Consider the following 20,372-nt stretch of genomic DNA (forward strand, 5'->3'; position numbering starts at 1 on the left):
CTTAACGAACGTTCTTCAAGGCAAGGCCCAGGCCTTGCAGGTAAGCGACCAGCACGTCCATTTCCGACTTGCCCTCCACCTGGGCCTTGGCCTCGGCGATGTCCTTGTCGGTATAGGGAACGCCCACCAGGCGCAGCGCCTTCATCTTGGTCGGCACAATGTCGGCGTCGGCCAGATTCTTGGCCAGCCACGGGAAGGCCGGCATATTGGACTCGGGAACCACGTCGCGCGGGTTGATCAGGTGCACGCGGTGCCATTCGTCGGAGTAACGGGCGCCCACGCGGGCCAGGTCCGGACCGGTGCGCTTGGAGCCCCACAGGAAGGGGTGGTCGTACACCGATTCGCCGGCCACGGAGTAGTGGCCGTAGCGCTCGGTTTCAGCGCGGAACGGACGGATCATCTGCGTGTGGCAGGTATGGCAGCCTTCGCGGATGTAGATGTCGCGGCCGGCCAGCTGCACGGCGGTGTAGGGCTTGACGCCGGCCACCGGCTGAGTGGTCGATTTCTGGAAGGCCAGCGGCAGAATTTCCACCAGACCGGCCACGCTGACGACCAGCAGGGTAAACACGATCAGATAGCCGACGTGTTCTTCGATCAGTTTTTGTATCTTATCCATGATGTTTCCTTGCGCCTCAATGAGCGTGGGCGGTGATGGCCGGGATCTTGGCGTCTACGGCACGGCCCGCGGTTACGGTGCGGAAGGTGTTGTAGGCCATCAGGAACATGCCGAGCAGGTACAGGAAGCCGCCGAGCAGACGCACGAAGTGGTACGGATAGGTGGCCTTGACCGCCTCTACGAAGGCGTAGGTCAGGGTGCCGTCCGGGTTCAGCGCGCGCCACATCAGGCCCTGGGTCACGCCGGAGATCCACAGCGCGGCGATGTACAGCACCACGCCGACGGTGGCGAGCCAGAAATGGGCTTCAACCAGCTTCAGGCTGAACATGGATTCGCGGCCGAACAGGCGCGGAATCAGGTAGTACATGGAACCGATGGTGATGAAGCCCACCCAGCCCAGCGCGCCGGAGTGCACGTGGCCGATGGTCCAGTCGGTATAGTGGGACAAGGCGTTGACGGTCTTGATCGACATCATCGGGCCTTCGAAGGTGGACATGCCGTAGAAGGACAGCGAAACCACCAGGAATTTCAACACCGGATCGGTGCGCAGCTTATGCCAGGCGCCGGACAGCGTCATGATGCCGTTGATCATGCCGCCCCAGCTCGGAGCCAGCAGCACCAGGGAGAACACCATGCCTACGGACTGGGTCCAGTCAGGCAGGCTGGTGTAATGCAGGTGGTGAGGACCGGCCCACATATAGGTGAAGATCAGCGCCCAGAAGTGCACCACGGACAGGCGGTAGGAGTAAACCGGACGGCCGGCCTGTTTCGGGATGAAGTAGTACATCATGCCCAGGAAGGCGGCGGTCAGGAAGAAGCCCACGGCGTTGTGGCCGTACCACCATTGCACCATGGCGTCCACGGCGCCGGAGTAGGCGGAGTAGGATTTCCACAGCGACACCGGCACGAAGGCGGAGTTGACGATGTGCAGCAGGGCCACGGCCAGGATGAAGGCGCCGTAGAACCAGTTGGCCACGTAGATGTGCTTGACCTTGCGGATGGCGATGGTGCCGAAGAAAACGATGGCGTAAACAACCCAGATCACCGCGATCAGCAGTTTGATCGGCCATTCCAGCTCGGCGTATTCCTTGCTGGTGGTCAGGCCCAGCGGCAAGGTGATGGCGGCCAGCACGATCACCAGCTGCCAGCCCCAGAAGGTGAAGGCGGCGAGCTTGTCGGAGATCAGCCGGACGTTACAGGTACGCTGCACCACGTAATAGGAGGTGGCGAACAGGCCGCAACCGCCAAAGGCGAAGATGACCGCATTGGTGTGCAGAGGACGCAGGCGGCCAAAGTGGAACCAGGGGCCGAAGTTCAATTCGGGCCAGACCAGTTGGGCCGCAATGATGACGCCCACCAACATGCCGACAATGCCCCACACGACGGTCATGATGGCAAATTGGCGCACCACCTTATAGTTATAAGTGGATTGCGTTTCCATTTAGGGTTTTCTCCAAGGTTGCTAACTCAGAACGTGACATATCTAATCGGCGGCTTGAAGTCCGGGAAACTGTCCCCATCTGTACCGATGTGACTGTATCCAGACGATGCCGCAGGGAAAACGACTTTTATTAAAATCAAGCGCTTGACCCAGATCGCAGCGGTACTGATGTCTGTATTAGCAGTTCATCCCGTATTGCGACAGCGCAATTTCCCCATTTAGTTAACCCGGCATTCTAAATCAATTACCCATATCGGGCCAGTTTGGACGGCCGGGGGATGTCGCTTTCCCATTTGTCTTTATTTATGTCTCAAGCGAGCGTGACAGTTCTTGCAAATACTGTTGCTACTGACCGAGATTGTATTGTCTGGCGGCCCAGCCTTCTTGACCTGGATCAAGATGTCATAAAACGCAGCGTTTACCCGCGGCAAGTGCTAAAATCAGAAGGTTTTGCAACGATTGCAGGCAGATCATGACCGTTTCCGTCCGCTACACCCTATGTCCGAGCGCCCCGGAGGCGCATCTTTTCGAGGTCGTCCTGACCGTTTCCCGGCCCGCCAAGAATGGCCAGATTTTCTCATTGCCGGCGTGGATTCCCGGCAGTTACATGATCCGGGAGTTCTCCAAACATATTGTGGAAATTCGCGCGGAATCCGCGGGAAAAGCGGTGCGGCTGGTCCAGCTGACAAAAAACAGTTGGCAAGCCGCGCCAGTCAAGGGCTCGTTGGTTCTACGCTATAAAGTTTATGCGTTTGATCTGTCGGTGCGCGGCGCTTATCTGGACGCGCAGCGCGGCTTCTATAACGGCAGCAGCGTTTTCCTGGCGGCGGACGGCTACGAGAACGAGGCTTGCGAGGTGGAGATCCTGCCGCCGGAAGGCAAGGCCTACGCCGATTGGAAGGTGGCGACCAGCTTGCCGGCGCGCGGCGCGGACAAGAAAACCGGCTTCGGCGGCTATCAGGCCGCCTCTTACGACGAGTTGATCGACCACCCGGTGGAACTGGGCGCTTTCGAACGCGTCAGCTTCAAAGCCTGCGGCGTGCCGCACGAATTCGTCGTCTCCGGCCGCTTCCGCGCCGACCTCAAGCGCCTGGCGCGCGACGCCAAGAAAATCTGCGAATACCAGATCAAGCTGTTCGGCGAGCCGGCGCCCTTCGAGCGCTACGTATTCATGCTTTTCGTCGGCAAGGACATCTACGGCGGCCTGGAGCATCGCGCCTCCACCGCGCTGGTGGCCAATCGCGACGACTTGCCGCAGCAGGGCGTCGAGGAGATCGGTGACGGCTATCTGAAGCTGCTGGGCCTGATCAGCCACGAATATTTCCACAGCTGGAACGTCAAGCGGATGAAGCCGGCGGCGTTCACGCCCTACGATCTGAACCAGGAAGGCTATACCCGTCTGCTGTGGGCCTTCGAGGGCATCACCTCCTATTACGACGACCTGAGCCTGGTGCGTTGCGGCCTGATAGACGAGAAGCGCTATCTGGGCCTGCTGGCGGAAACCATCAGCGGCGTCGAGCGCGGCGCCGGCCGCTTGAAGCAGACGCTGGAGCAATCCAGCTTCGAAGCGTGGACCAAGTACTATCGACAAGACGAAAACAGCCCCAACAGCATCGTCAGCTATTACACCAAGGGCGCGCTGGCCGCGCTGGCGCTGGACCTGACCATACGCCGCGACAGCCAGGGCCGTCAGTCGCTGGACGACGTGATGCGCGCGCTGTGGCGCAAATGGCTGGACGACGGCAAGGGCCTGGCCGAGGACGAGTGGGAAAGCCAGGCGCAGGCCGTCACCGGCCTGGACCTCAAGGCCTTTTTCGATCGCGCGCTGCGCGGTGTTGAGTCCCTGCCGCTGGCCGAACTGTTGGCGGCCCAGGGCGTGGAGCTGCGCTTCGAGCCGGCGGCCAACGCCGGCGACCGCGGCGGCCTGGCGTTGAGCGGCAAGCCTGCGCCGGCCAGCCTGGGGGTCAAGGCCGTGGCCGAGGCCCAGGGCGTGCGCGTGCTCAATGTCTACGACGGCGGCGCGGCGCAAGGCGCCGGCCTGTCCGGCGGCGACGTGATCGTGGCCATAGACAAGCTCAAGGCCGTGGACCTGGACAAGGCGCTGGCGCGCTACCAGCCCGGCGATAAGCTGAAACTGCACTGGTTCCGCCGCGACGAACTGATCAGCGCGCAAGTGGAGCTGCAAGCCGCTCCTGCCGACGCCTGCCGCCTGCTGTTGCAGGACGGCGGCGCGCAGTGGCTGCGCCGCTAATATTCATCGGGTCGGCGCCGCTGCCCGGCGTCGTCCCCCTCCAGCCAAGACCGGCGCAGCCGGCATCGAAGGAGACGTAGACATGGCTCAACAGCCGCAAGTCAAGTACCGCAACGACTACGCAGCCCCCGCTTTTCTGATCGACCGCGTCGATCTGAGCTTCGACATCGAAGACGACGCCACCCGCGTGCACGCGCGCCTGGTGGTGACCCGCAACGACAAGGCCGCGCGCCAGGACGATCTGGTGCTGGACGGCAGCGCCGCATTGGTGGCGGTGACGCTGGACGGCGAACGCCTGGGCGAAGGCGGCTACGCGCTGGCCGACGATCAACTGACCGTGCGCGGCGTGCCGGACAGCTTCATCCTGGAAGTGGAAACCGAGATCGATCCGGCGGCCAACACCAGTCTGATGGGCTTGTACGCGTCCAACGGCAATCTGTTCACCCAATGCGAGCCGGAAGGCTTCCGCAAAATCACCTATTACCTGGACCGTCCCGACGTGATGGCCAAGTTCACCACCACCATCATGGCGGACAAGCACAAATTCCCGGTGCTGCTCTCCAACGGCAACAAGGTGGGCGAGGGCATGGTGGACAAGAAGCGCCACTGGGTGAAGTGGGTGGACCCGTACAAGAAGCCGTCTTATCTGTTCGCCTTGGTGGCCGGCAAGCTGACGGCGCTGAAGGACAAGTTCGTCACCATGCGCGGCCGCGAAGTGGCGCTGGAGATCTGGACCGAACCGGCCGATCAGGACAAGACCCAGCACGCGATGGAGTCCCTGAAGCACTCGATGAAGTGGGACGAGCAGCGCTTCGGCCTGGAATACGATCTGGACATCTATATGATCGTCGCCGTCGGCGACTTCAATATGGGCGCGATGGAGAACAAGGGCCTCAACGTCTTCAACACCAAGTACGTGCTGGCGCGCAAGGACACCGCCACCGACGCCGACTTCCAGGGCGTGGAGCGGGTGATCGGCCATGAATACTTCCACAACTGGACCGGCAACCGCGTCACCTGCCGCGACTGGTTCCAGCTGTCGCTGAAGGAAGGCCTGACCGTGTTCCGCGACCAGGAGTTCGGCGCCGACATGAGCAGCCGCGCGGTCAAGCGCATTGAGGACGTCAAGGGCCTGCGCGCTCATCAGTTCCCGGAGGACGCGGGCCCCACCTCCCATCCCATCCGCCCGGACAGCTATATCGAGATGAATAATTTCTACACCATGACGGTGTATGAAAAAGGCGCGGAAGTGGTGCGCATGTATCACACCTTGCTGGGCGAAGCCGGCTTCCGCAAGGGCATGGACCTGTATTTCAAACGCCATGACGGCCAGGCGGTGACCTGCGACGACTTCCGCGCGGCGATGGCCGACGCCAACGACGTGGACCTGGGTCAGTTCGGCCTGTGGTACAGCCAGGCCGGCACCCCGGTGCTCAGCGTCAGCGGCCGTTACGACAGCGTGGCGCGCAGCTACACCCTGAACGTGCGCCAATCCTGCCCGGCCACCCCGGGCCAGGAACAGAAGCAGCCCTTCCACATCCCGCTGGCCCTGGGTCTGGTGGGCGCGGACGGCGCCGACCTGCCGCTGCGGCTGGAGGGCGAGGCCGAGGCGCAGGGCGGCACCCGGGTGCTGGACGTCAAGGCGGCGGAGCAGAGCTTCACCTTCGTCGACGTGCCGGCCGAACCGGTGCCTTCGCTGCTGCGCGGCTTCTCCGCGCCGGTGAAGCTGGATTTCGATTGGCGCGACGACCAACTGGCTTTCCTGATGGCCAACGACAGCGACAGCTTCAGCCGCTGGGAGGCCGGCCAGACCTTGGCCGAGCGCCTGTTCAAGCAGCTGTTGACGACGCTGGCCGCCGGCGGCGAGCTGAAGTTGCCGGAAACCTTCGTCTCCGCCTTCCGCGCGGTGCTCAAGGACCATGTCGCCGATCCGGCGTTCAAGGCCTTGATGCTGGCTCTGCCTTCCGAGGCGGAAATCCTGGAGATGGTGGAGGCGGCCAACCCGGCGAGCATCCATCAGGTGCGCGATTTCGTGCTGGACGAGCTGGCGCAGGCGCTGCGCGGCGAGTGGCGCGAGGCGTACGAGCTGAGCCAGACCCGCGATTACAAGCCGCAGGACGCCGGCAAGCGCGATCTGAAGAACCGCGCGCTGGCCATGCTGAACCGCCTGGACGACGCCTGGCCGGCGGAGGCCGCCTCCAAGCAGTGCCAGGAGGCGGACAATATGACCGACCAGATGGGCGCGATGCTGGCCTTGCGCGATCGCGACGGCGCCGAGCGCGACGATTGCTTCACCGCCTTCGCCGCCCGCTGGCAGGGCGACGCGCTGGTGATGGACAAGTTCTTCATGCTGGTGGCCAGCAGCCAGCTGCCGGGCACGCTGGAGCATGTGCAGGCGGCGATGCAGCACCCGGCCTTCACCTTGAAGAACCCCAATAAGGCGCGCGCGTTGATCGGCACCTTCGGCGCCAATATGGCCTTGTTCCACGCCGCCGACGGCAGCGGCTATCGCTTCCTCGCCGATCAGGTGCTGGCGCTGGACGCGATTAATCCGCAGGTGGCCAGCCGCATCGTCAACGCCTTCCGCCGGCTGAAGAAGCTGGAGCCGGCGCGTCAGGCGCTGATGCGCGAGCAATTGCAGCGTCTGGCCGGGCAAACGCTGTCCAAGGACGTGTACGAGATCGTGTCCAAGATTTTGGAAGCCTGAGCCGTCTCGCGCCGCTCAAAACAAAGCCCCGGTTTCAAACCGGGGCTTTTTTCATGGCGGCTTGGGTTGCCCGGCGCGGCTTATTCTACGCGCAGCCGCTGTCCGCCCTGTCCGCCTTGTTTCTTCGGCAGCGTCAGGCTGAGCACGCCGTTTTCATACTTGGCGCTGGCCGCGTTGCGTTCGATCTCGGCCGGCAGCTGGAAGCTGCGCGACACCGCGCCGTAAAACCGCTCGGTGCGCAGCGGGCGTTCGTCCTTGCGCTCGCTGTCCGTCTGGCGCACTTCCGCCTTGATGGTGACCAGCGGGCCGTCCACTTCCACATGGATATCCTCCTTGCCGACGCCGGGGATTTCCGCGTGAACGGTGAACTGGGTTTCGGATTCCCTCACGTCGATCTTGATCTGGCTGGGCAGGGGGTCGCCGTGCAGCGGCTTGATGAAAAAGCCGGGGCTGAAGTCGCGGAACAGTTCGTCAAACAGGCTAACATTGCCGCGGGAAGGCAGGATGTTCATCTTACTCTCCTTTTAGATCAATGGATTAGATGTAAAACGGGCCCTGTTGTCGATATAGGGACGCCGCGCGGATTCTCAAGCCCCGGCGCGGACGGAATAGGGTGGGACGCGCGCGCATCAGTCCGATTGGACAGGTCTCAGCCATAGGCCGGCGAAATCGGTCCAGCCGTTTTCGCTCATTTGCAGGCCGGCCAGCTGGGGGCTGGCCTGATGGCCCTGGCGCTCATGCGATAGCGGCAGCACCCAGCCCTCGGCGCACAGCCAGTCGCCGATGGCGGCGTAACCGGCCATCCGCTGTTGGGTGTCCGGCTGGCGCTGGATGTCCCGCAATTGCGCGTTCAGCCGCGCCTGCGCCGCCGCGCCCAGGCCGCGCTGCAACGGTTGCCGGGTGCCCAGCCATTCGTGGCAGCTGTAGTCGCGATCGTCGTGCAAGACCTCGCTGCACAACATCAGATCGGCCTGCCGCCACCAGTCCTGATCGTGAAAGAAGGCGCGCCGGCTGAGGGCGTGGATTTCCAGGTCGATGGACAGGGCGGCCAGGCGCTGGCGGATGGCGGCGGCCAGCGGCGGAAAACAGGGCAGGTCGTAATGGAACAGGCGCAGGCGGGCGCGGTCCAGCCGGGGGCGGCGCTCGGCCCGCGGCAAGGGATGTCGCCAGCCCGGCAGCAGGCCGGCCGCCGGCGTCTGCAGAACGTCGTTGGCCTGGACCAGCGCGGGCTCGGCCAGCCAGCGCATCAGCGGAGCGCGCTCGCTGTCCGGCAAGGCCGGGTTCAGCAGCAAATAGGTGCAGGCCGATTGCAGTGTGCCGTTGGCGTCGTCGTTGGCGTAATCCAGGCGCAGGTGGAAGTCCTGGCCGTCGTCGCCGGCGGGAATGAACCACAGCTCGATCTCGTCCAGCAGCGCCCGCTCGCGGTAATGGGCGGCGAAGGCGGCCAGGCTCAGCCGCTGCTCGCTGTGGCGCAGCGCCCGGAACGGACCGCTGCCCACCGGCAGGCGTTCGAAGTCGGCGCCGCGCCGCAAGGGGACGATGGAGCTGTTGGCGGTGGCCAGCCGCTGCGGCCATAGAAAATCTCCGTCGTCCAAGCGGCAGCTGAAGGACAGCGGATCGTGGACCTCGACCGCGCTCAGGTGGCGGTATTGCCGCTGATAAGGATTGTCGGATTCGCGCAGTCGCAGCAGGCTGGCGGCCGCGGCGTCGGCCTGCAAGGGCGAGCCGTCGTGGAATTGCAGGCCGGGGCGCAGCCAGAAGCGCCAGCGCCTGGCCGCGTCGTCGCTTTCCCAGTGATGGGCCAGGCCGCCCTGCAGGCTTTGCAGCGCGCGGTCGAAACGGCATAGCCGGTCGAATATCTGCCGGACCAGATGGGATTCCAGCCGGCCGCTGACGGTGACCGGGTCCAGGCTCAGCGGCGCATGCGGTATCGGGATGCGCAGGCAGCGGCCTTGCGCGGCGCTGCCCAGGTATTGCGGCAGCGCGCTCAGCAATTGTTCGCGCCGCTGCGGCGGCAATTGGGCGAAGGCCTGCTCCAGCTTGCCGTCGCGCAGCAAGCGCTGCAGACGCTGCCATTCCAGCTGTTCCGGCGGGCAGAGCAGGCTTAGCCGCGATTTGCGGCCGCGCCCCCGGCCCGGCTCCCAGGCCAGCCAGCCGCGCTCGCGCATCTTGGCCAGCTGCAGCCGGGCGTTGCGCTCGCTGCAGTCCCACAGCGCGCACAGCTCGGCCAGCCCCGGCTGGGCGGGCTGCCGGCCGGCGTAGGCCTGGTGCAGCGCCTGATATTGTCGTTCCAGCTTCATGCTCGTTTCCGGTTGAGGGCTAGGCTAAAAGCGGAAGCAATTTGTTTGGTTCGCATCCATTTTTACATTCCGCTTTTAGCAGGATACTGGGGGCACTTCCTGTTTGCATAGGCCTTGGCATGATTGGCGAAAAAGAAATCCAGGTGCGTTGGCTGCTGGCCGGCTCCTGGTTGTTGACGATGAGCCGGGCGGTGATCGCGCCGCTGCTGGTGCTGACCCTGGGGCGGCAACTGAGCTTGAGCGGCGAGCAGACCGGCCTGCTGCTGGGCGGCGTCTTGCTGCTGTCCGCCTTGATGGGCTTGTACGGCGGCCATTTGCTGGATCGTTGGCCGCGGCGGCCGGTGTTGCTGGGCGCCGCGGCCTTGATCGCGTTGAACTATCTGGTGCTGCCGCTGAGCCAGCAGCTGTGGTGGAGCGCGCTGGCGCTGGCGCTCAGCGAGATCGGCCAGGCGGTGCACAGCATCGCGATCAAGGCGATGATCAGCGATTTGCTGCCGCCGGAGCGGCGCGGCAAGGCCTTTTCCCTGCGTTACACCCTGGCCAACGTCGGCTGGGCGCTGGGGCCCTTGCTGTGCAGCCTGCTGTTGGCTTGGGACGGGAACTGGCCGTTCTGGTGCGCGATCGCGCTGGCCGCGGCCGGCGGAGCGGCGACGCCGCGCGGCCCTTGCGCGCCCAGCCGGGAGGCCGGCGCGCCTGCGCCGGGCTTTTGGGCGACGCTGGGCCGTTTGCGGCAAGACCGGGTGCTGGTCTTGTTCACCCTGAGTTGCGCCTTGGCCAACCTGGTGTACGCGCGTTTTTCCAGCTATCTGCCCCTGTATCTGATGCAGAGCTTGCCGGAGGCCGAGGTGCTGCGCTGGATGTCGGCGCTGATCAGCTGCAACGCGGTCGGCGTGATCTTGCTGCAATACCCGCTGGGCCGGCGGATAGGCGATGCCGGCTTGATGAAGGCTATCAGCGCCGGCTTTCTGCTGTTGGGGCTGGGCACCTTGGGCTTGGGCTGGGTCCCCGGCGGGCTGCTGGGCATGTGCGCGGCGATGCTGGTGTTCACCGTGGGTGAGATCGTGCTGGTGCCGGCCGAATACCTGTACATAGACGCGATCGCGCCGGAGGACTGCAAGGGCGTCTACTACGGCGCGCAGAATCTGGCCAGTCTGGGCGGAGCGCTGGGGCCGATGCTGGCCGGCTGGATGCTGGCCCGCGCGTCCGGCGGGACTTTATTCGCGGCGATGGCGAGCTTGTGCGCGCTGGCCTGGTGGCTGGCGCTGCGCGGCGAGGCCTTGCGGCAGGCCCGGGGGGGCGGCGTGTGGCAGGCTTCGGCCTTGAAGACCTGAGAACCTGTTCAAAGTCTGCTGCGCTTCGGCGATACGGCGTTAAAAACAAGCTCAAAATGCTCATGTACCACTTGTACACTCCGCTTTTTCGCTCGTTTTCGCCTTGTCTCGCCCTTGCTCGCGAGACTTTGAACAGGCTTTGAGAACTTGTTTACGATCTGCTACGCGTCGGCGATACGGCGTTGAAAACGTCTTCAGAATGCTCATTACCACCCGTACATTCCGCTTCTTCAGCCGTGTCCTCGCTCTGGCTCGAGAGGCTTTGAACAGGTTCTGGCGCAGGGCGGGCTTTCTCTTTGGCAGCTTTTTTGTCATGATCAAGCGCTTGTTTGAATTGTCGCGCAGACGACGAAGCAGACGCCGATACGAGGAGAAGGCATGGAAAAGCGCCAGCAGGACCGCTTTGTCGCGGTGGGCGGCGAGCAGCTGTATCTGAAACGCATTTATTGCCGCGAGGACGGCCCGCCGGTGTTGCTGCTGCACGGGGTGATGGCCAACGGCCGCACTTTTTACAGCGATTCCGGCAGAGGGCTGGCTCATTACCTGGCCGAGGCCGGCTACGATGTGTTCGTCGCCGATCTGCGGGGCCGCGGCCGCAGCCTGCCCAAGATCAGCCGCGCCTCGCGCCACGGGCAGACCGAGACCATCTGCGAGGATTTGCCGGCGCTGCATCGCCACATCCGCGAACTCAAGAACGGCGCGCCGCTGCATTGGATGGCTCATTCCTGGGGCGGCGTGCACATGTCCAGCTGCCTGATCCGCTTTCCCGAGCTGGCTGAGCAAGTGGCCAGCCTGGTTTACTTCGGCAGCAAGCGCAGCGTGCGGGTGCGCAATCTGAACAAGCTGGTGGAGGTGGACTTCATGTGGAATATCGCCTCGCGGGTCTTGATCCGCCTGTTCGGCTATCTGCCGGCGCGGCGCATCCGGCTGGGGGCGGACGACGAGAGCGACAAGAGCCATCTGCAAAGCAAGCTGTGGGCGCAGCCCAAGCCCTGGGTGGACAGCGACGACGGCTTCGATTACGGCGCCGCCGCCCAAGGCGCCCGTTTGCCGCCGGCCCTGTACTTCGCCGCCGGCCACGATCCCTGCCGCGGCCATCCGGAGGACGTGCGCCGCTTCCGCGACGAATCCGGCCCGCACCTGTCGCGGCTGCGCCTGCTGTCCCGGCGCGTCGGCCATCTGCACGATTACAACCATGTGTCATTATTGACCCATCCTGATGCCATCCGGGACCATTTCCCGCTGGTATTGGCATGGCTGCATGGTGAGTATGATCAGGTCAGCGAAAATTACTGATAAATGACATTTTCCTTGGCGCGCGGCTGTGGTAGAAATCGCGCCTGGGAGAATGAACCATGACACAAGACTTTGAAGTTTCGCCCTATTTGCTAGGGCCCGTTATCGACAACCTTGCCGAACAGGGCTGGGTCGTAGACCGCAGCCTGTTCTCTGCCGAAGACATCCGCCTGCTGCGCGAGGAATGCCTCGTCCACTGGCAGCAGGGCAAGTTCCATGAAGCCGCCGTCGGGCGCGCCGCGCAGCAAAACCGCCGCAGCGAAATCCGTTCCGACTCGGTGCTGTGGCTGGAGCCGGACAATGCCGATTCCGCCGCATCCTTGTATTTCTCCAAGCTGGACGCCGTCCGCCAGGAGGTCAACCAGGCCTTCTACATGGGGCTGGAGGACTTGGAGTCCCACTTCGCCGTGTACCCGCAGGGCGCTTTCTATAAAAAACACCTGGACCGCTTCCGCAACGACGACGCGCGCGCGCTGACCGCGGTGCTCTACCTGAACGACGACTGGCCGGCCGACGCCGGCGGCGAGATGCGGCTTTATCTGGACGAGGATGGCGAGCGCCATGTCGACGTCCGGCCGGAGGCCGGCACCCTGGCGCTGTTTTTGTCCGACCGCTTCTGGCACGAGGTGTTGCCGGCCGGCCGGCAGCGTTTGTCCATCACCGGCTGGTTTCGCCGCCGCATGGCGACGGCGGCCGGCTGGTAGGCCGACGGCTCGTGCTAGAATCTTCGCCAAGGATTCCGCATACAAAGGACAGTGAAGATGTCAGGCAATACCATGGGGTTGTTGTTCACGGTGACTTCCTTCGGCGAAAGCCACGGCCCGGCCATTGGCTGCGTGGTGGACGGCTGCCCGCCGGGGCTGGAGATCAGCGAAGCCGACATCCAGGCGGAGCTGGACCGGCGCAAGCCCGGCACCAGCCGCCACGTCACCCAGCGCCGCGAGCCGGACGCGGTGGAAATCCTGTCCGGCGTGTACGAGGGCAAGACCACCGGCACGCCGATCGCGCTGCTGATCCGCAACACCGATCAGCGCAGCAAGGACTACGGCAATATCGCCGACACCTTCCGTCCCGGCCATGCGGATTACTGCTATTGGCATAAGTACGGCATCCGCGATCCGCGCGGCGGCGGCCGTTCCTCCGCCCGCGAGACCGCGGTGCGGGTGGCCGCCGGCGCCATCGCCAAGAAATGGCTGCATCAGCGCTACGGCATCGTCATCCGCGGCCACATGAGCCAGATCGGCGAAATCGCCATCCCGTTCAAGGGCTGGGAGCATGTGTCCGGCAACCCCTTCTTCGCCGCCGATCCCGAGGTGGTGCCGCAGCTGGAAAGCTATATGGACAGCGTGCGCAAGAGCCTGGACTCCATCGGCGCGCGGCTGCGGGTGGTGGCTGAAAACGTGCCGGTGGGCTGGGGCGAGCCGGTGTTCGACCGGCTGGACGCCGACATCGCCCACGCGATGATGAGCATCAACGCGGTCAAGGGCGTGGAGATCGGCGCCGGCTTCGGCTGCGTGACCCAGCGCGGCAGCGAGCACGGCGACGAACTGACGCCGCAGGGCTTCGCCAGCAATCACGCCGGCGGCGTGCTCGGCGGCATTTCCACCGGCCAGGACATCGAAGTGTCCATCGCCATCAAGCCGACGTCCTCCATCGCCCAGCCGCGCCGCTCCATAGACAAGCAGGGCCAGCCGCTGACCATGGAAACCCACGGCCGCCACGATCCTTGCGTCGGCATCCGCGCCACGCCGATCGCCGAGGCGATGCTGGCGCTGGTGTTAATCGACCACGCCTTGCGCCATCGCGCGCAATGCGGCGATGTTTCGGTAGATACTCCCAGAATTGCCGGCCGAATCGGCTAGACTGTAAACCGTAAGCCGGGACGACGCCGGCATATCCGGTAGGATGGAACATGCTGAAAAATCTGATCAGCGGCCTGACCGGCCGTATGAAGAAATCTTCGGACTCCTCCAGCGACGAACAGGTCGTGCCCGCGCCGTTCACCGAGCTGGCGCACGACTCGCCGGCCAGCCGGCAGCTGGAAAACGCGCCGCCGCTGGATTTGCCGCCCACCCTGGGCTTTGTTTCGCATCAGCCGGTGATGGACAGGCTGCAAAGGGTGGTGGCTTACGATTTCTTCGTGCGCCAGGGCAAGCGCAATATCGCCGCCGGCAAGCAGCAAGAGTTCGACAGGCTGATGCTCAGCACGCTGCAGAATATGGACATCTTCCGCTTGCTGGCTTTCCGCCGCGCCTTTGTCCATATCTCCATCGACACCCTGGACGAGCCTATGCTGTCGAATATGCCGGCCAGCAGCGTGATCTTCGTGCTGGAGCCGTCGCAGACCGGTTCGGTGTCCGAGGAGATGATCCGGCAGCTGGACGCGCTCAAGCAAAAAGCGATGCGCTTCGCGCTGGAGCCGGCCGGCTACGATCCGGGCAGCCTGCCGGCGCACCTGCAGAACGATTTGTTCAGCCGCATGGACTTCATGATCCTGGACTTCGACGCGCCGTCCGGCAAGGTGCTGGAGCCCATTCTGGATCAACTGCCCAAGCGTTATCCCACTGTGCGCTGGATGGCGCGCAACGTCGGCACCGCCGAGGATCTGGACGTCTGTCTGCGCGGGCCGGGGCATAATCGTTTCGCCTTGTTCCACGGCCCCTTCATCGCCACCGTGCGCGCGCTGGAGGGCGGCAAGGTGGACGCCAGCCAGACCCGGGTGCTGCAAATCATGCGCATGTTGCGTGCCAATGCCGAAGCCGCCGAGATCGAGACCCAGTTCAAGCTGGACTCGGTGCTGCTGTTCAAACTGCTGCGTTTCATGAATTCGCCGGTGCACGGTTTGTCGCGCAAGGTGCAGACCATAGAGGAAACCCTGCTGCTGCTGGGCCGGGAAACCTTGTTCAAGTGGCTGTCCATGCTGTTGTTCACCGCGCGCAAGGACGACGGCACCGCGGTGTCGCTGCTGGAAAAGTCGCTGATCCGCGCCCGCCTGCTGGAGCGCATGGGCAGCTATCGCGGCAACCGGGTGGAGGCCGAACATCTGTTCCTCACCGGCATGTTCTCCATGCTGGACGTTTTGCTCGGGGTGCCGTTTCCCGATGTGCTGGACCCGCTGGAGCTGGCCTCGCCGGTGCGCGAGGCGGTGGTGGAGCGCCGCGGCATGTTCGCGCCCTTCCTGGCGATGGCGCTGGCCTGCGAGCAGGGCGACACCGAGCAGATTGAAGCCTTGGCCAAGGTGCTGGATTTCGAGGTGGAATTGGTCAACCAGTACTATATGGACGCCGCGGTGTGGGCGCAGGTGGTCTTGCGCGACAGCGAAGTCCACAACAATGTGGAGGCGGTTTGAGGGCCTGTTCCAAATCAGGCATGACGGCGCGCTGACAGCAAACAGGCCGCATCCTCGGATGCGGCCTGTTTGCTTTCCTGTGCTTGTTTATTGGCCGTTGCCGGCCGGAGCCTGTCCCTGAGCGGCCGCATCGTCGGCGCCCGGCGCCGCGCGGCGGTCTCCCGGCGGTTCCCCATGGGGCGCGCCGGAAGGCGCGTTGCCGGGGGCCGCGCCATGTTGCGGGCCGCCGTTGGCGTTGCCGGGAGCATGACCGCCGCCCTGTGGGCCGCCGTCATGGTTGCCGCCGCCTCCGGAGCCACCGCCGGCGCCGCCTCCCTCATGTCCGCCGCCGCCGGAACCTCCGCCGCCGCCCTCGTGTCCACCGCCACCGCCACCGCCACCGCCACCGCCACCGCCACCGCCACCGCCACCGCCACCGCCACCGCCACCGCCAGCCTGGCTGAGCAGCGGCCCGTGGGCAGGCGAGAAGGACCAGGCGGGGGAGGAAAGGGCGCCGAGCGCGTAAAGCAGCGCCGCCAGCAATGTCAGACGTTTCATGGAATGGCCTCCTTGAGCGATGGCCGGCCCGCCGCGACGGCGGCGCTGATGAGGGCCAGACGCTTCAGCATAGCCGCCAAGGGGCGATGACGCCGGCCGCTCAAGGAGACGCCGCTGGGCGTCAGCCGCCTTTCAAGCCCAGCGCGTAGCGTATCGCTTCGCGCTTCAGCGGGCCGGCGTGGTTGGCCACGCGCATTCCCAGCTTGCGCGCCAGCCGCAGCGGGGCGATATCGTTGCCGAAGCCGTAGCAGAAGGCGTCCATCGCGGTCTGCATCGCCAGATTGGCCGGCTTGCGCGCGCGCTGGTAGCGTTGCAGCGCGCCGACGGCGGCGAAGTCCCGGCCTTGGGCCGCGGCTTCCCGTATCACCTCGGCCAGCTTGGCCGCGTCCTGGAAGCCCAGGTTCACGCCCTGGCCGGCCAAGGGGTGGATGGTGTGGGCGGCGTCGCCCACCAGGGCCACGCCGTCCTTGACGTAGTGCTGCGCGTGGCGGCGGGTCAGCGCGAAGCTGCCCTTGGCCACGATGCGGCGGATCGCGCCCAGCTTGCGGGGGAAGGCGGCGTGAAAGGCCGCGGCCAGCTCGGCCTCGTCCAGCGCCAGCAGCCGCTGGACGTCCGGCGGACGGTGATACCAGACCAGCGAGCCGTATTCGCCGGTCAGCGGCAAAAAGGCTTGCGGGCCGGTGGGGGTGAAGCGTTGCCAGGTGATGTCCTGCTGCGTTTGCTCTTGCTCGCAGCAAGCCACCAGCGCGTGCATGGGATAGTCCCAACTGGTGACGCCGATGCCGGCGGCGTCGCGCACCGACGAGCGCGCGCCGTCGGCGGCGATCAGCAAGCGGGCGCTCAATTGACGGCCGTCTTCCAGCTCCACGCGGGAGGCGAAGGGCTGGTAGACGATGCGGCGGATGGCGGCCGGGGCCAGGTAGTCGATGTCCGGCCGCTGCCGCAGGGCCTGGGTGGCGGCCAGTTGCACCACCCGGTTTTCCACGATGTGGCCGAGCGCGGCCTCGCCGGCCTCCTCGGCGGTGAACAGCGTGCCGTCGGCTTCTTCGCCCTCCCACACCTGCATGCGCAGATAGGGGGCCGCGCGCATCGCCAGCACCGCGTCCCAGGCGCCGATGCCGGCCAGAAAGCGAGCCGAGGCCGGACTGATCGCCGAAACCCGCAGATCCGGCGGCTGGGCCGCGTCGAACGGGGCGGGCGGCGCTTGCTCCAGCACCGCAATGCTCAGGCCGTGGCCGGACAGCGCGGCGGCCAGCGCCGAGCCCACCATGCCGCCGCCGACGATGAGAATATCGCTGTATTGCATAAATCCCTTTCCAATCGTTTGCCCGCGCCTTTCGCCGAGCGCCGGGTCGCGCGCCAGCATAGCCCAGGGGAGGCGCCGCGCGTCTTGGCCTGGATCAAGCCGTTTGCGGTTCCGCCGCCAGCAGCGCGCGCAGCCGCGGCACCACGTGCTGGACGAAGATCTCGTTCTTGCGCGGCAGCGGGTGACGGTAAGGGTAGACCAGGAAGGCCGGCCAGCAATCGTGGCTCCAGCCCGGCAGCACCGGCACCAACTGGCCGGTGGCGAGAAAGCTGCTGGCCACGTAATGGGGCAGCAGCGCCAGTCCGCAGCCGGCCACCGCGCCGGACACCAGCGGCGAATACTGATTGCAGCTGAGCACCGGCCGCACCGGCATGCGCACATAGACGCCGTCCTTCTCCAGCGCCCATTCCACCGCCTCGCTGGGCGCCTTGCTGGAATCGTAGAGCACGCGGTGCAGGCACAGGTCTTCCGGGTGTTCCAGCCTGGGCGCCTGGGCCAGGTAGCCGGGCGAGGCGTAGACGGTCTCGCGCATGAAGCCCAGCGGTTTGGCCACCAGTCCGTCGTCGTAGACATTGCGTGTGCGCACGCAAAAATCCAGCCCTTCCGCCACCGGGTCTTGCAGCCGGTTCTCCACTTGCAGCTGCATCTCCAGCCCCGGGTATTGATTGGACAGCTCGGACAGGATGGGGACCAGCAGGAACTGGGCGAAGGCGGACGCGGAGCTGATCACCAGCGGCCCTTCCACGCAATCCTGCACATTGCCGACGTCGCCGCGCACCCGGTCCAGCATCTCGCGCAGCTGGCGCGCGTGCACGGCCAGCCGCTGGCCGGCCTCGGTCAGCGCCACGCGCCGGGTATTGCGCAGCACCAGCACCGCGCCCAGCTCCAGCTCCAGTTGCTTGACCAATTGGCTGACGCGGCTTTTGGCGCAGCCGAGCGCGTCGGCCGCCGCGGTGAAGCTGCCGTGGCGGGCCAGCGCGTCGAAGGCCAGCAGAGCATCCGGAGAGGGAGGGTGGTTTGTTTTCATTTCAGAACAGTGTGTGGATATTTCACGGATTTTATTGTATGCGCATGTAGATTAGCATGCTTGCGTGATCAATAGCAGAACAATTGGAGCGCATCATGGCATTGGGAGCCTGGGGGGCGTGGAGTCGATTCTGGGGGCGGCTGGGCCGTTTGTGGTGGCAGGGCATGCAAGCCCACACGCGGCGGGCGTTGCGCGATGAAACCGAGGCGCTGGAGCGGGCGAGGTGCGCGGCGTCGAACGGAGGACGGCAGTGCGCCAATCCGGTGGATTGCGCGCGGAACCGACGGGTGTTTCATTGACCGTGATGTCGAATCGAGGAGAAACGAAAATGCAGGATACCCGAGCGGTAGTGACGGGGTTTTTGAAGGAGGTGCGTTCCGGACGCAATCCGGACGCGGCCGGCGATTATCTGGCGCCCAAGGTATTGGCGCATCAATTGGTGGCGGAGTCGCCGCATACGCTGGAGCGCAGCCCGGCCGACTACGCCGCCCATGTGCGGGACTTCCTGCGCGACTACGGCGCCTTTGAACTGAGGGTGGACGAATTGCTGGTGGACGGAGACAAGGCTTACGCGCGCTGGACCCAGTTGGGACATGACCTGGCCGGCCTGGACGGCCGCCCGCCCAGCGGCGAGCCGCTGCGCCAGATCGGCAGCGCCTGCTACCGGGTGGCGGATGGCCGCATTGTCGAGTACTGGATACAAAGCAGCTGAGCCGCCGGCGCCGTTTGCATGTTGAACGGCGTTAATTTAACTTATTGTCATTTTTTTGGGCTAATTACCGGTCAATTAATATCGTCTTTCAGTTTTATCAAACATAGCCGATATTGCATAAATATAATGACCGCCAAGATGACAATAAGGAGTGGTAAATGGGGATGCTTGGACGCAAGCGCCGACTGGCGCTTTGTCTCTTGTTGTTGACGGCCCAGGCTTGGGCGGAGGAGGCGGCGCCGGCCGAAGGGTCTCAGCCCAAGACGGTGATCAAGCTGCCGCTGAAGTTGAAGCCGGCGGCGCCGGAAGCCCACAAGGCGGAGCCGGCCAAGCCGGCCGCGCCGGCGGCGGAACACAAGACCGAGGCCAAGCCCGCCGCCAAGGCGGAGGTCAAGCCGGAGGCGAAGCACGCGGAAGCCAAACCGGCGGAGGCCAAGCCCGCTGAAGCCAAACACGCCGAGGCCAAACCGCCGGAGAAAATGGAACCGGCGGTGAAGATGGCGCCGCCGCCGGCGGCCAAGAATTTGAGCGAACCCAGTCCGGAAGTGCACGCGCCGGTGAAAAAGCGCCGCGTGGTCAAGCCCAAGCGCAAGGCGGTTGCTGCCGAGCACGGCGACGCGCACGCCGGCGCGCATTTGGCCTCCGAGGCCCAGCAAGTGCGCGGCGTGGTGGAGACCATAGTCGAAGCCAACGCCCGCTATATGAAGGCGCACGACAAAGCCTATTTTGAGCGCTTCGCCGAGCATCAGAGCCCGCGCGCCACCGTGGTGACTTGCTCGGATTCCCGGGTGCAAACCAATGCCTTCCACGGCGACGCGGTCAACGATCTGTTCATGGTGCGGGACATCGGCAATCAATTGGCCACCGCCGAGGGTTCGGTCGAATACGGGGTGAGGCATTTGCATACCCCCTTGCTGATCATCATCGGCCATGCCGCCTGCGGCGCGATCAAGGCCGCCTCCGGCGACTACGGCGGGCTGGAGCCGGCAATCCGCAAAGAGCTGTCCACCATCGACATTCCCAAGGGCATAGACCCCACCAACGGCGCGCTGCTGAACGTCAATAATCAGGTGGAAACCGCGATCATGACCTACGCCGGCGAGGTGGAGGCGGGCAAGCTGGCGGTGCTGGGCGCGTTCTACGACTTCCGCAACGATCTGAAGCAAGGCTACGGCAAGCTGGTGATCACCAATCTGAACGGCGAGACCGATCCGGCCAAGATCCGCGAAATGAGCCGCGCCGGCCAGTTCTTCAAATACAGTTTCATGAAATAGCGGCGCGCCGCATTTCCGCTTCGCCCATGGCCGCCGACAGGCGGCCATTCTATTTGCGCGGCGTCGGCGCGGTAGCGTCGCCGTTACAGCCGATGCGCGCGCTTTTCCCCTCATGATTCCGGTTGTGACATTTTTTCTCCGCTTAATCCGTATTTGTTTGGCAATGCGCAAAAACGAATATCGTTTTTTCGCTTAGCATGGACTTATTGATGCCGCCGCTATGGT

The 20,372-nt window shown here is 64.7% G+C and carries 16 protein-coding genes; 10 read left to right on the plus strand and 6 right to left on the minus strand.

Translation table 11 applies throughout. The features are described from left to right. Window position 1 precedes the first annotated feature (1 nt). Both ccoO and ccoN read right to left on the minus strand, forming a co-directional pair. On the minus strand, window positions 2-616 hold the full coding sequence (ccoO, locus tag QUG03_RS08920) for a cytochrome-c oxidase, cbb3-type subunit II (RefSeq protein ID WP_019102681.1): 615 nt from the start codon (window positions 614-616) through the stop codon (window positions 2-4). Between the two features lie 16 nt (window positions 617-632). Continuing rightward, window positions 633-2,057, minus strand: a complete 1,425-nt coding sequence (ccoN, locus tag QUG03_RS08925) for a cytochrome-c oxidase, cbb3-type subunit I (protein WP_107798190.1) — start codon at window positions 2,055-2,057, stop codon at window positions 633-635. A gap of 472 nt (window positions 2,058-2,529) precedes the next feature. On the opposite strand from ccoN, the gene QUG03_RS08930 reads away from it, so the two are divergent. Then, a complete protein-coding gene (locus tag QUG03_RS08930) occupies window positions 2,530-4,308 on the plus strand; it encodes a M61 family metallopeptidase (RefSeq protein ID WP_227106996.1) in 1,779 nt (592 codons plus the stop codon). 82 nt (window positions 4,309-4,390) lie between these two features. Then, a complete protein-coding gene (gene pepN / locus QUG03_RS08935) occupies window positions 4,391-7,015 on the plus strand; it encodes an aminopeptidase N (RefSeq protein ID WP_500819860.1) in 2,625 nt (874 codons plus the stop codon). A gap of 80 nt (window positions 7,016-7,095) precedes the next feature. On the opposite strand, the gene QUG03_RS08940 is transcribed toward pepN, so the two are convergent. Both QUG03_RS08940 and QUG03_RS08945 read right to left on the minus strand, forming a co-directional pair. Further along, the gene (locus tag QUG03_RS08940; RefSeq protein ID WP_235084336.1) at window positions 7,096-7,527 is read right to left on the minus strand and encodes an Hsp20/alpha crystallin family protein; all 432 of its coding nucleotides are present in this window, start codon (window positions 7,525-7,527) and stop codon (window positions 7,096-7,098) included. Between the two features lie 117 nt (window positions 7,528-7,644). Further along, entirely contained in the window at window positions 7,645-9,315 is a 1,671-nt protein-coding gene (locus QUG03_RS08945) for an SgrR family transcriptional regulator (RefSeq protein ID WP_500819861.1), read from the minus strand. A 119-nt stretch (window positions 9,316-9,434) separates the two neighbouring features. On the opposite strand from QUG03_RS08945, the gene QUG03_RS08950 reads away from it, so the two are divergent. From QUG03_RS08950 to QUG03_RS08975, 6 genes are all read left to right on the plus strand, one after another. After that, window positions 9,435-10,646 carry an MFS transporter gene (locus tag QUG03_RS08950; RefSeq protein ID WP_500819862.1) on the plus strand — a complete coding sequence of 404 codons (1,212 nt, stop codon included), beginning with the start codon at window positions 9,435-9,437 and terminating at the stop codon, window positions 10,644-10,646. Window positions 10,647-11,024: 378 nt separating this feature from the next. Next, window positions 11,025-11,942 (plus strand): alpha/beta fold hydrolase, encoded by a 918-nt coding sequence (locus tag QUG03_RS08955; RefSeq protein ID WP_107798196.1) that lies wholly within the window; start codon window positions 11,025-11,027, stop codon window positions 11,940-11,942. A 59-nt stretch (window positions 11,943-12,001) separates the two neighbouring features. Next, window positions 12,002-12,646: a 2OG-Fe(II) oxygenase gene (locus QUG03_RS08960; RefSeq protein WP_500819863.1), complete on the plus strand. Its 645-nt coding sequence runs from the start codon at window positions 12,002-12,004 to the stop codon at window positions 12,644-12,646. A gap of 57 nt (window positions 12,647-12,703) precedes the next feature. Next, window positions 12,704-13,804 (plus strand): chorismate synthase, encoded by a 1,101-nt coding sequence (gene aroC, locus QUG03_RS08965; RefSeq protein ID WP_166450622.1) that lies wholly within the window; start codon window positions 12,704-12,706, stop codon window positions 13,802-13,804. Window positions 13,805-13,854: 50 nt separating this feature from the next. Continuing rightward, window positions 13,855-15,291 carry an EAL and HDOD domain-containing protein gene (locus QUG03_RS08970; RefSeq protein WP_107798199.1) on the plus strand — a complete coding sequence of 479 codons (1,437 nt, stop codon included), beginning with the start codon at window positions 13,855-13,857 and terminating at the stop codon, window positions 15,289-15,291. A gap of 273 nt (window positions 15,292-15,564) precedes the next feature. Beyond that, window positions 15,565-15,918 (plus strand): hypothetical protein, encoded by a 354-nt coding sequence (locus QUG03_RS08975; protein ID WP_500819864.1) that lies wholly within the window; start codon window positions 15,565-15,567, stop codon window positions 15,916-15,918. A 31-nt stretch (window positions 15,919-15,949) separates the two neighbouring features. Here QUG03_RS08975 and QUG03_RS08980 read toward each other — a convergent pair whose 3' ends face one another. Both QUG03_RS08980 and QUG03_RS08985 read right to left on the minus strand, forming a co-directional pair. Beyond that, window positions 15,950-17,134, minus strand: a complete 1,185-nt coding sequence (locus tag QUG03_RS08980; RefSeq protein ID WP_107798200.1) for an FAD-dependent monooxygenase — start codon at window positions 17,132-17,134, stop codon at window positions 15,950-15,952. A 94-nt stretch (window positions 17,135-17,228) separates the two neighbouring features. Continuing rightward, entirely contained in the window at window positions 17,229-18,161 is a 933-nt protein-coding gene (locus QUG03_RS08985) for a LysR family transcriptional regulator (protein WP_253313828.1), read from the minus strand. 328 nt (window positions 18,162-18,489) lie between these two features. On the opposite strand from QUG03_RS08985, the gene QUG03_RS08990 reads away from it, so the two are divergent. After that, the gene (locus tag QUG03_RS08990; RefSeq protein ID WP_235084320.1) at window positions 18,490-18,873 is read left to right on the plus strand and encodes an ester cyclase; all 384 of its coding nucleotides are present in this window, start codon (window positions 18,490-18,492) and stop codon (window positions 18,871-18,873) included. A gap of 158 nt (window positions 18,874-19,031) precedes the next feature. Next, complete coding sequence (locus QUG03_RS08995) at window positions 19,032-20,147, plus strand: carbonic anhydrase (RefSeq protein WP_500819865.1); 1,116 nt, start codon at window positions 19,032-19,034, stop codon at window positions 20,145-20,147. The last annotated feature ends 225 nt before the right edge of the window (window positions 20,148-20,372 follow it).

The sequence above is a fragment of the Chromobacterium sp. CCUG 30098 genome (assembly GCF_059916605.1).

Excerpts from the sequence above, each read along its gene's own strand:
- ccoO (WP_019102681.1), bottom strand. The coding sequence starts at position 616 with ATGGATAAGATACAAAAACTGATCGAAGAACACGTCGGCTATCTGATC.
- ccoN (WP_107798190.1), bottom strand. The coding sequence starts at position 2,057 with ATGGAAACGCAATCCACTTATAACTATAAGGTGGTGCGCCAATTTGCC.
- QUG03_RS08930 (WP_227106996.1), top strand. The coding sequence starts at position 2,530 with ATGACCGTTTCCGTCCGCTACACCCTATGTCCGAGCGCCCCGGAGGCG.
- pepN (WP_500819860.1), top strand. The coding sequence starts at position 4,391 with ATGGCTCAACAGCCGCAAGTCAAGTACCGCAACGACTACGCAGCCCCC.
- QUG03_RS08940 (WP_235084336.1), bottom strand. The coding sequence starts at position 7,527 with ATGAACATCCTGCCTTCCCGCGGCAATGTTAGCCTGTTTGACGAACTG.
- QUG03_RS08945 (WP_500819861.1), bottom strand. The coding sequence starts at position 9,315 with ATGAAGCTGGAACGACAATATCAGGCGCTGCACCAGGCCTACGCCGGC.
- QUG03_RS08950 (WP_500819862.1), top strand. The coding sequence starts at position 9,435 with ATGATTGGCGAAAAAGAAATCCAGGTGCGTTGGCTGCTGGCCGGCTCC.
- QUG03_RS08955 (WP_107798196.1), top strand. The coding sequence starts at position 11,025 with ATGGAAAAGCGCCAGCAGGACCGCTTTGTCGCGGTGGGCGGCGAGCAG.
- QUG03_RS08960 (WP_500819863.1), top strand. The coding sequence starts at position 12,002 with ATGACACAAGACTTTGAAGTTTCGCCCTATTTGCTAGGGCCCGTTATC.
- aroC (WP_166450622.1), top strand. The coding sequence starts at position 12,704 with ATGTCAGGCAATACCATGGGGTTGTTGTTCACGGTGACTTCCTTCGGC.
- QUG03_RS08970 (WP_107798199.1), top strand. The coding sequence starts at position 13,855 with ATGCTGAAAAATCTGATCAGCGGCCTGACCGGCCGTATGAAGAAATCT.
- QUG03_RS08975 (WP_500819864.1), top strand. The coding sequence starts at position 15,565 with ATGGTTGCCGCCGCCTCCGGAGCCACCGCCGGCGCCGCCTCCCTCATG.
- QUG03_RS08980 (WP_107798200.1), bottom strand. The coding sequence starts at position 17,134 with ATGCAATACAGCGATATTCTCATCGTCGGCGGCGGCATGGTGGGCTCG.
- QUG03_RS08985 (WP_253313828.1), bottom strand. The coding sequence starts at position 18,161 with ATGAAAACAAACCACCCTCCCTCTCCGGATGCTCTGCTGGCCTTCGAC.
- QUG03_RS08990 (WP_235084320.1), top strand. The coding sequence starts at position 18,490 with ATGCAGGATACCCGAGCGGTAGTGACGGGGTTTTTGAAGGAGGTGCGT.
- QUG03_RS08995 (WP_500819865.1), top strand. The coding sequence starts at position 19,032 with ATGGGGATGCTTGGACGCAAGCGCCGACTGGCGCTTTGTCTCTTGTTG.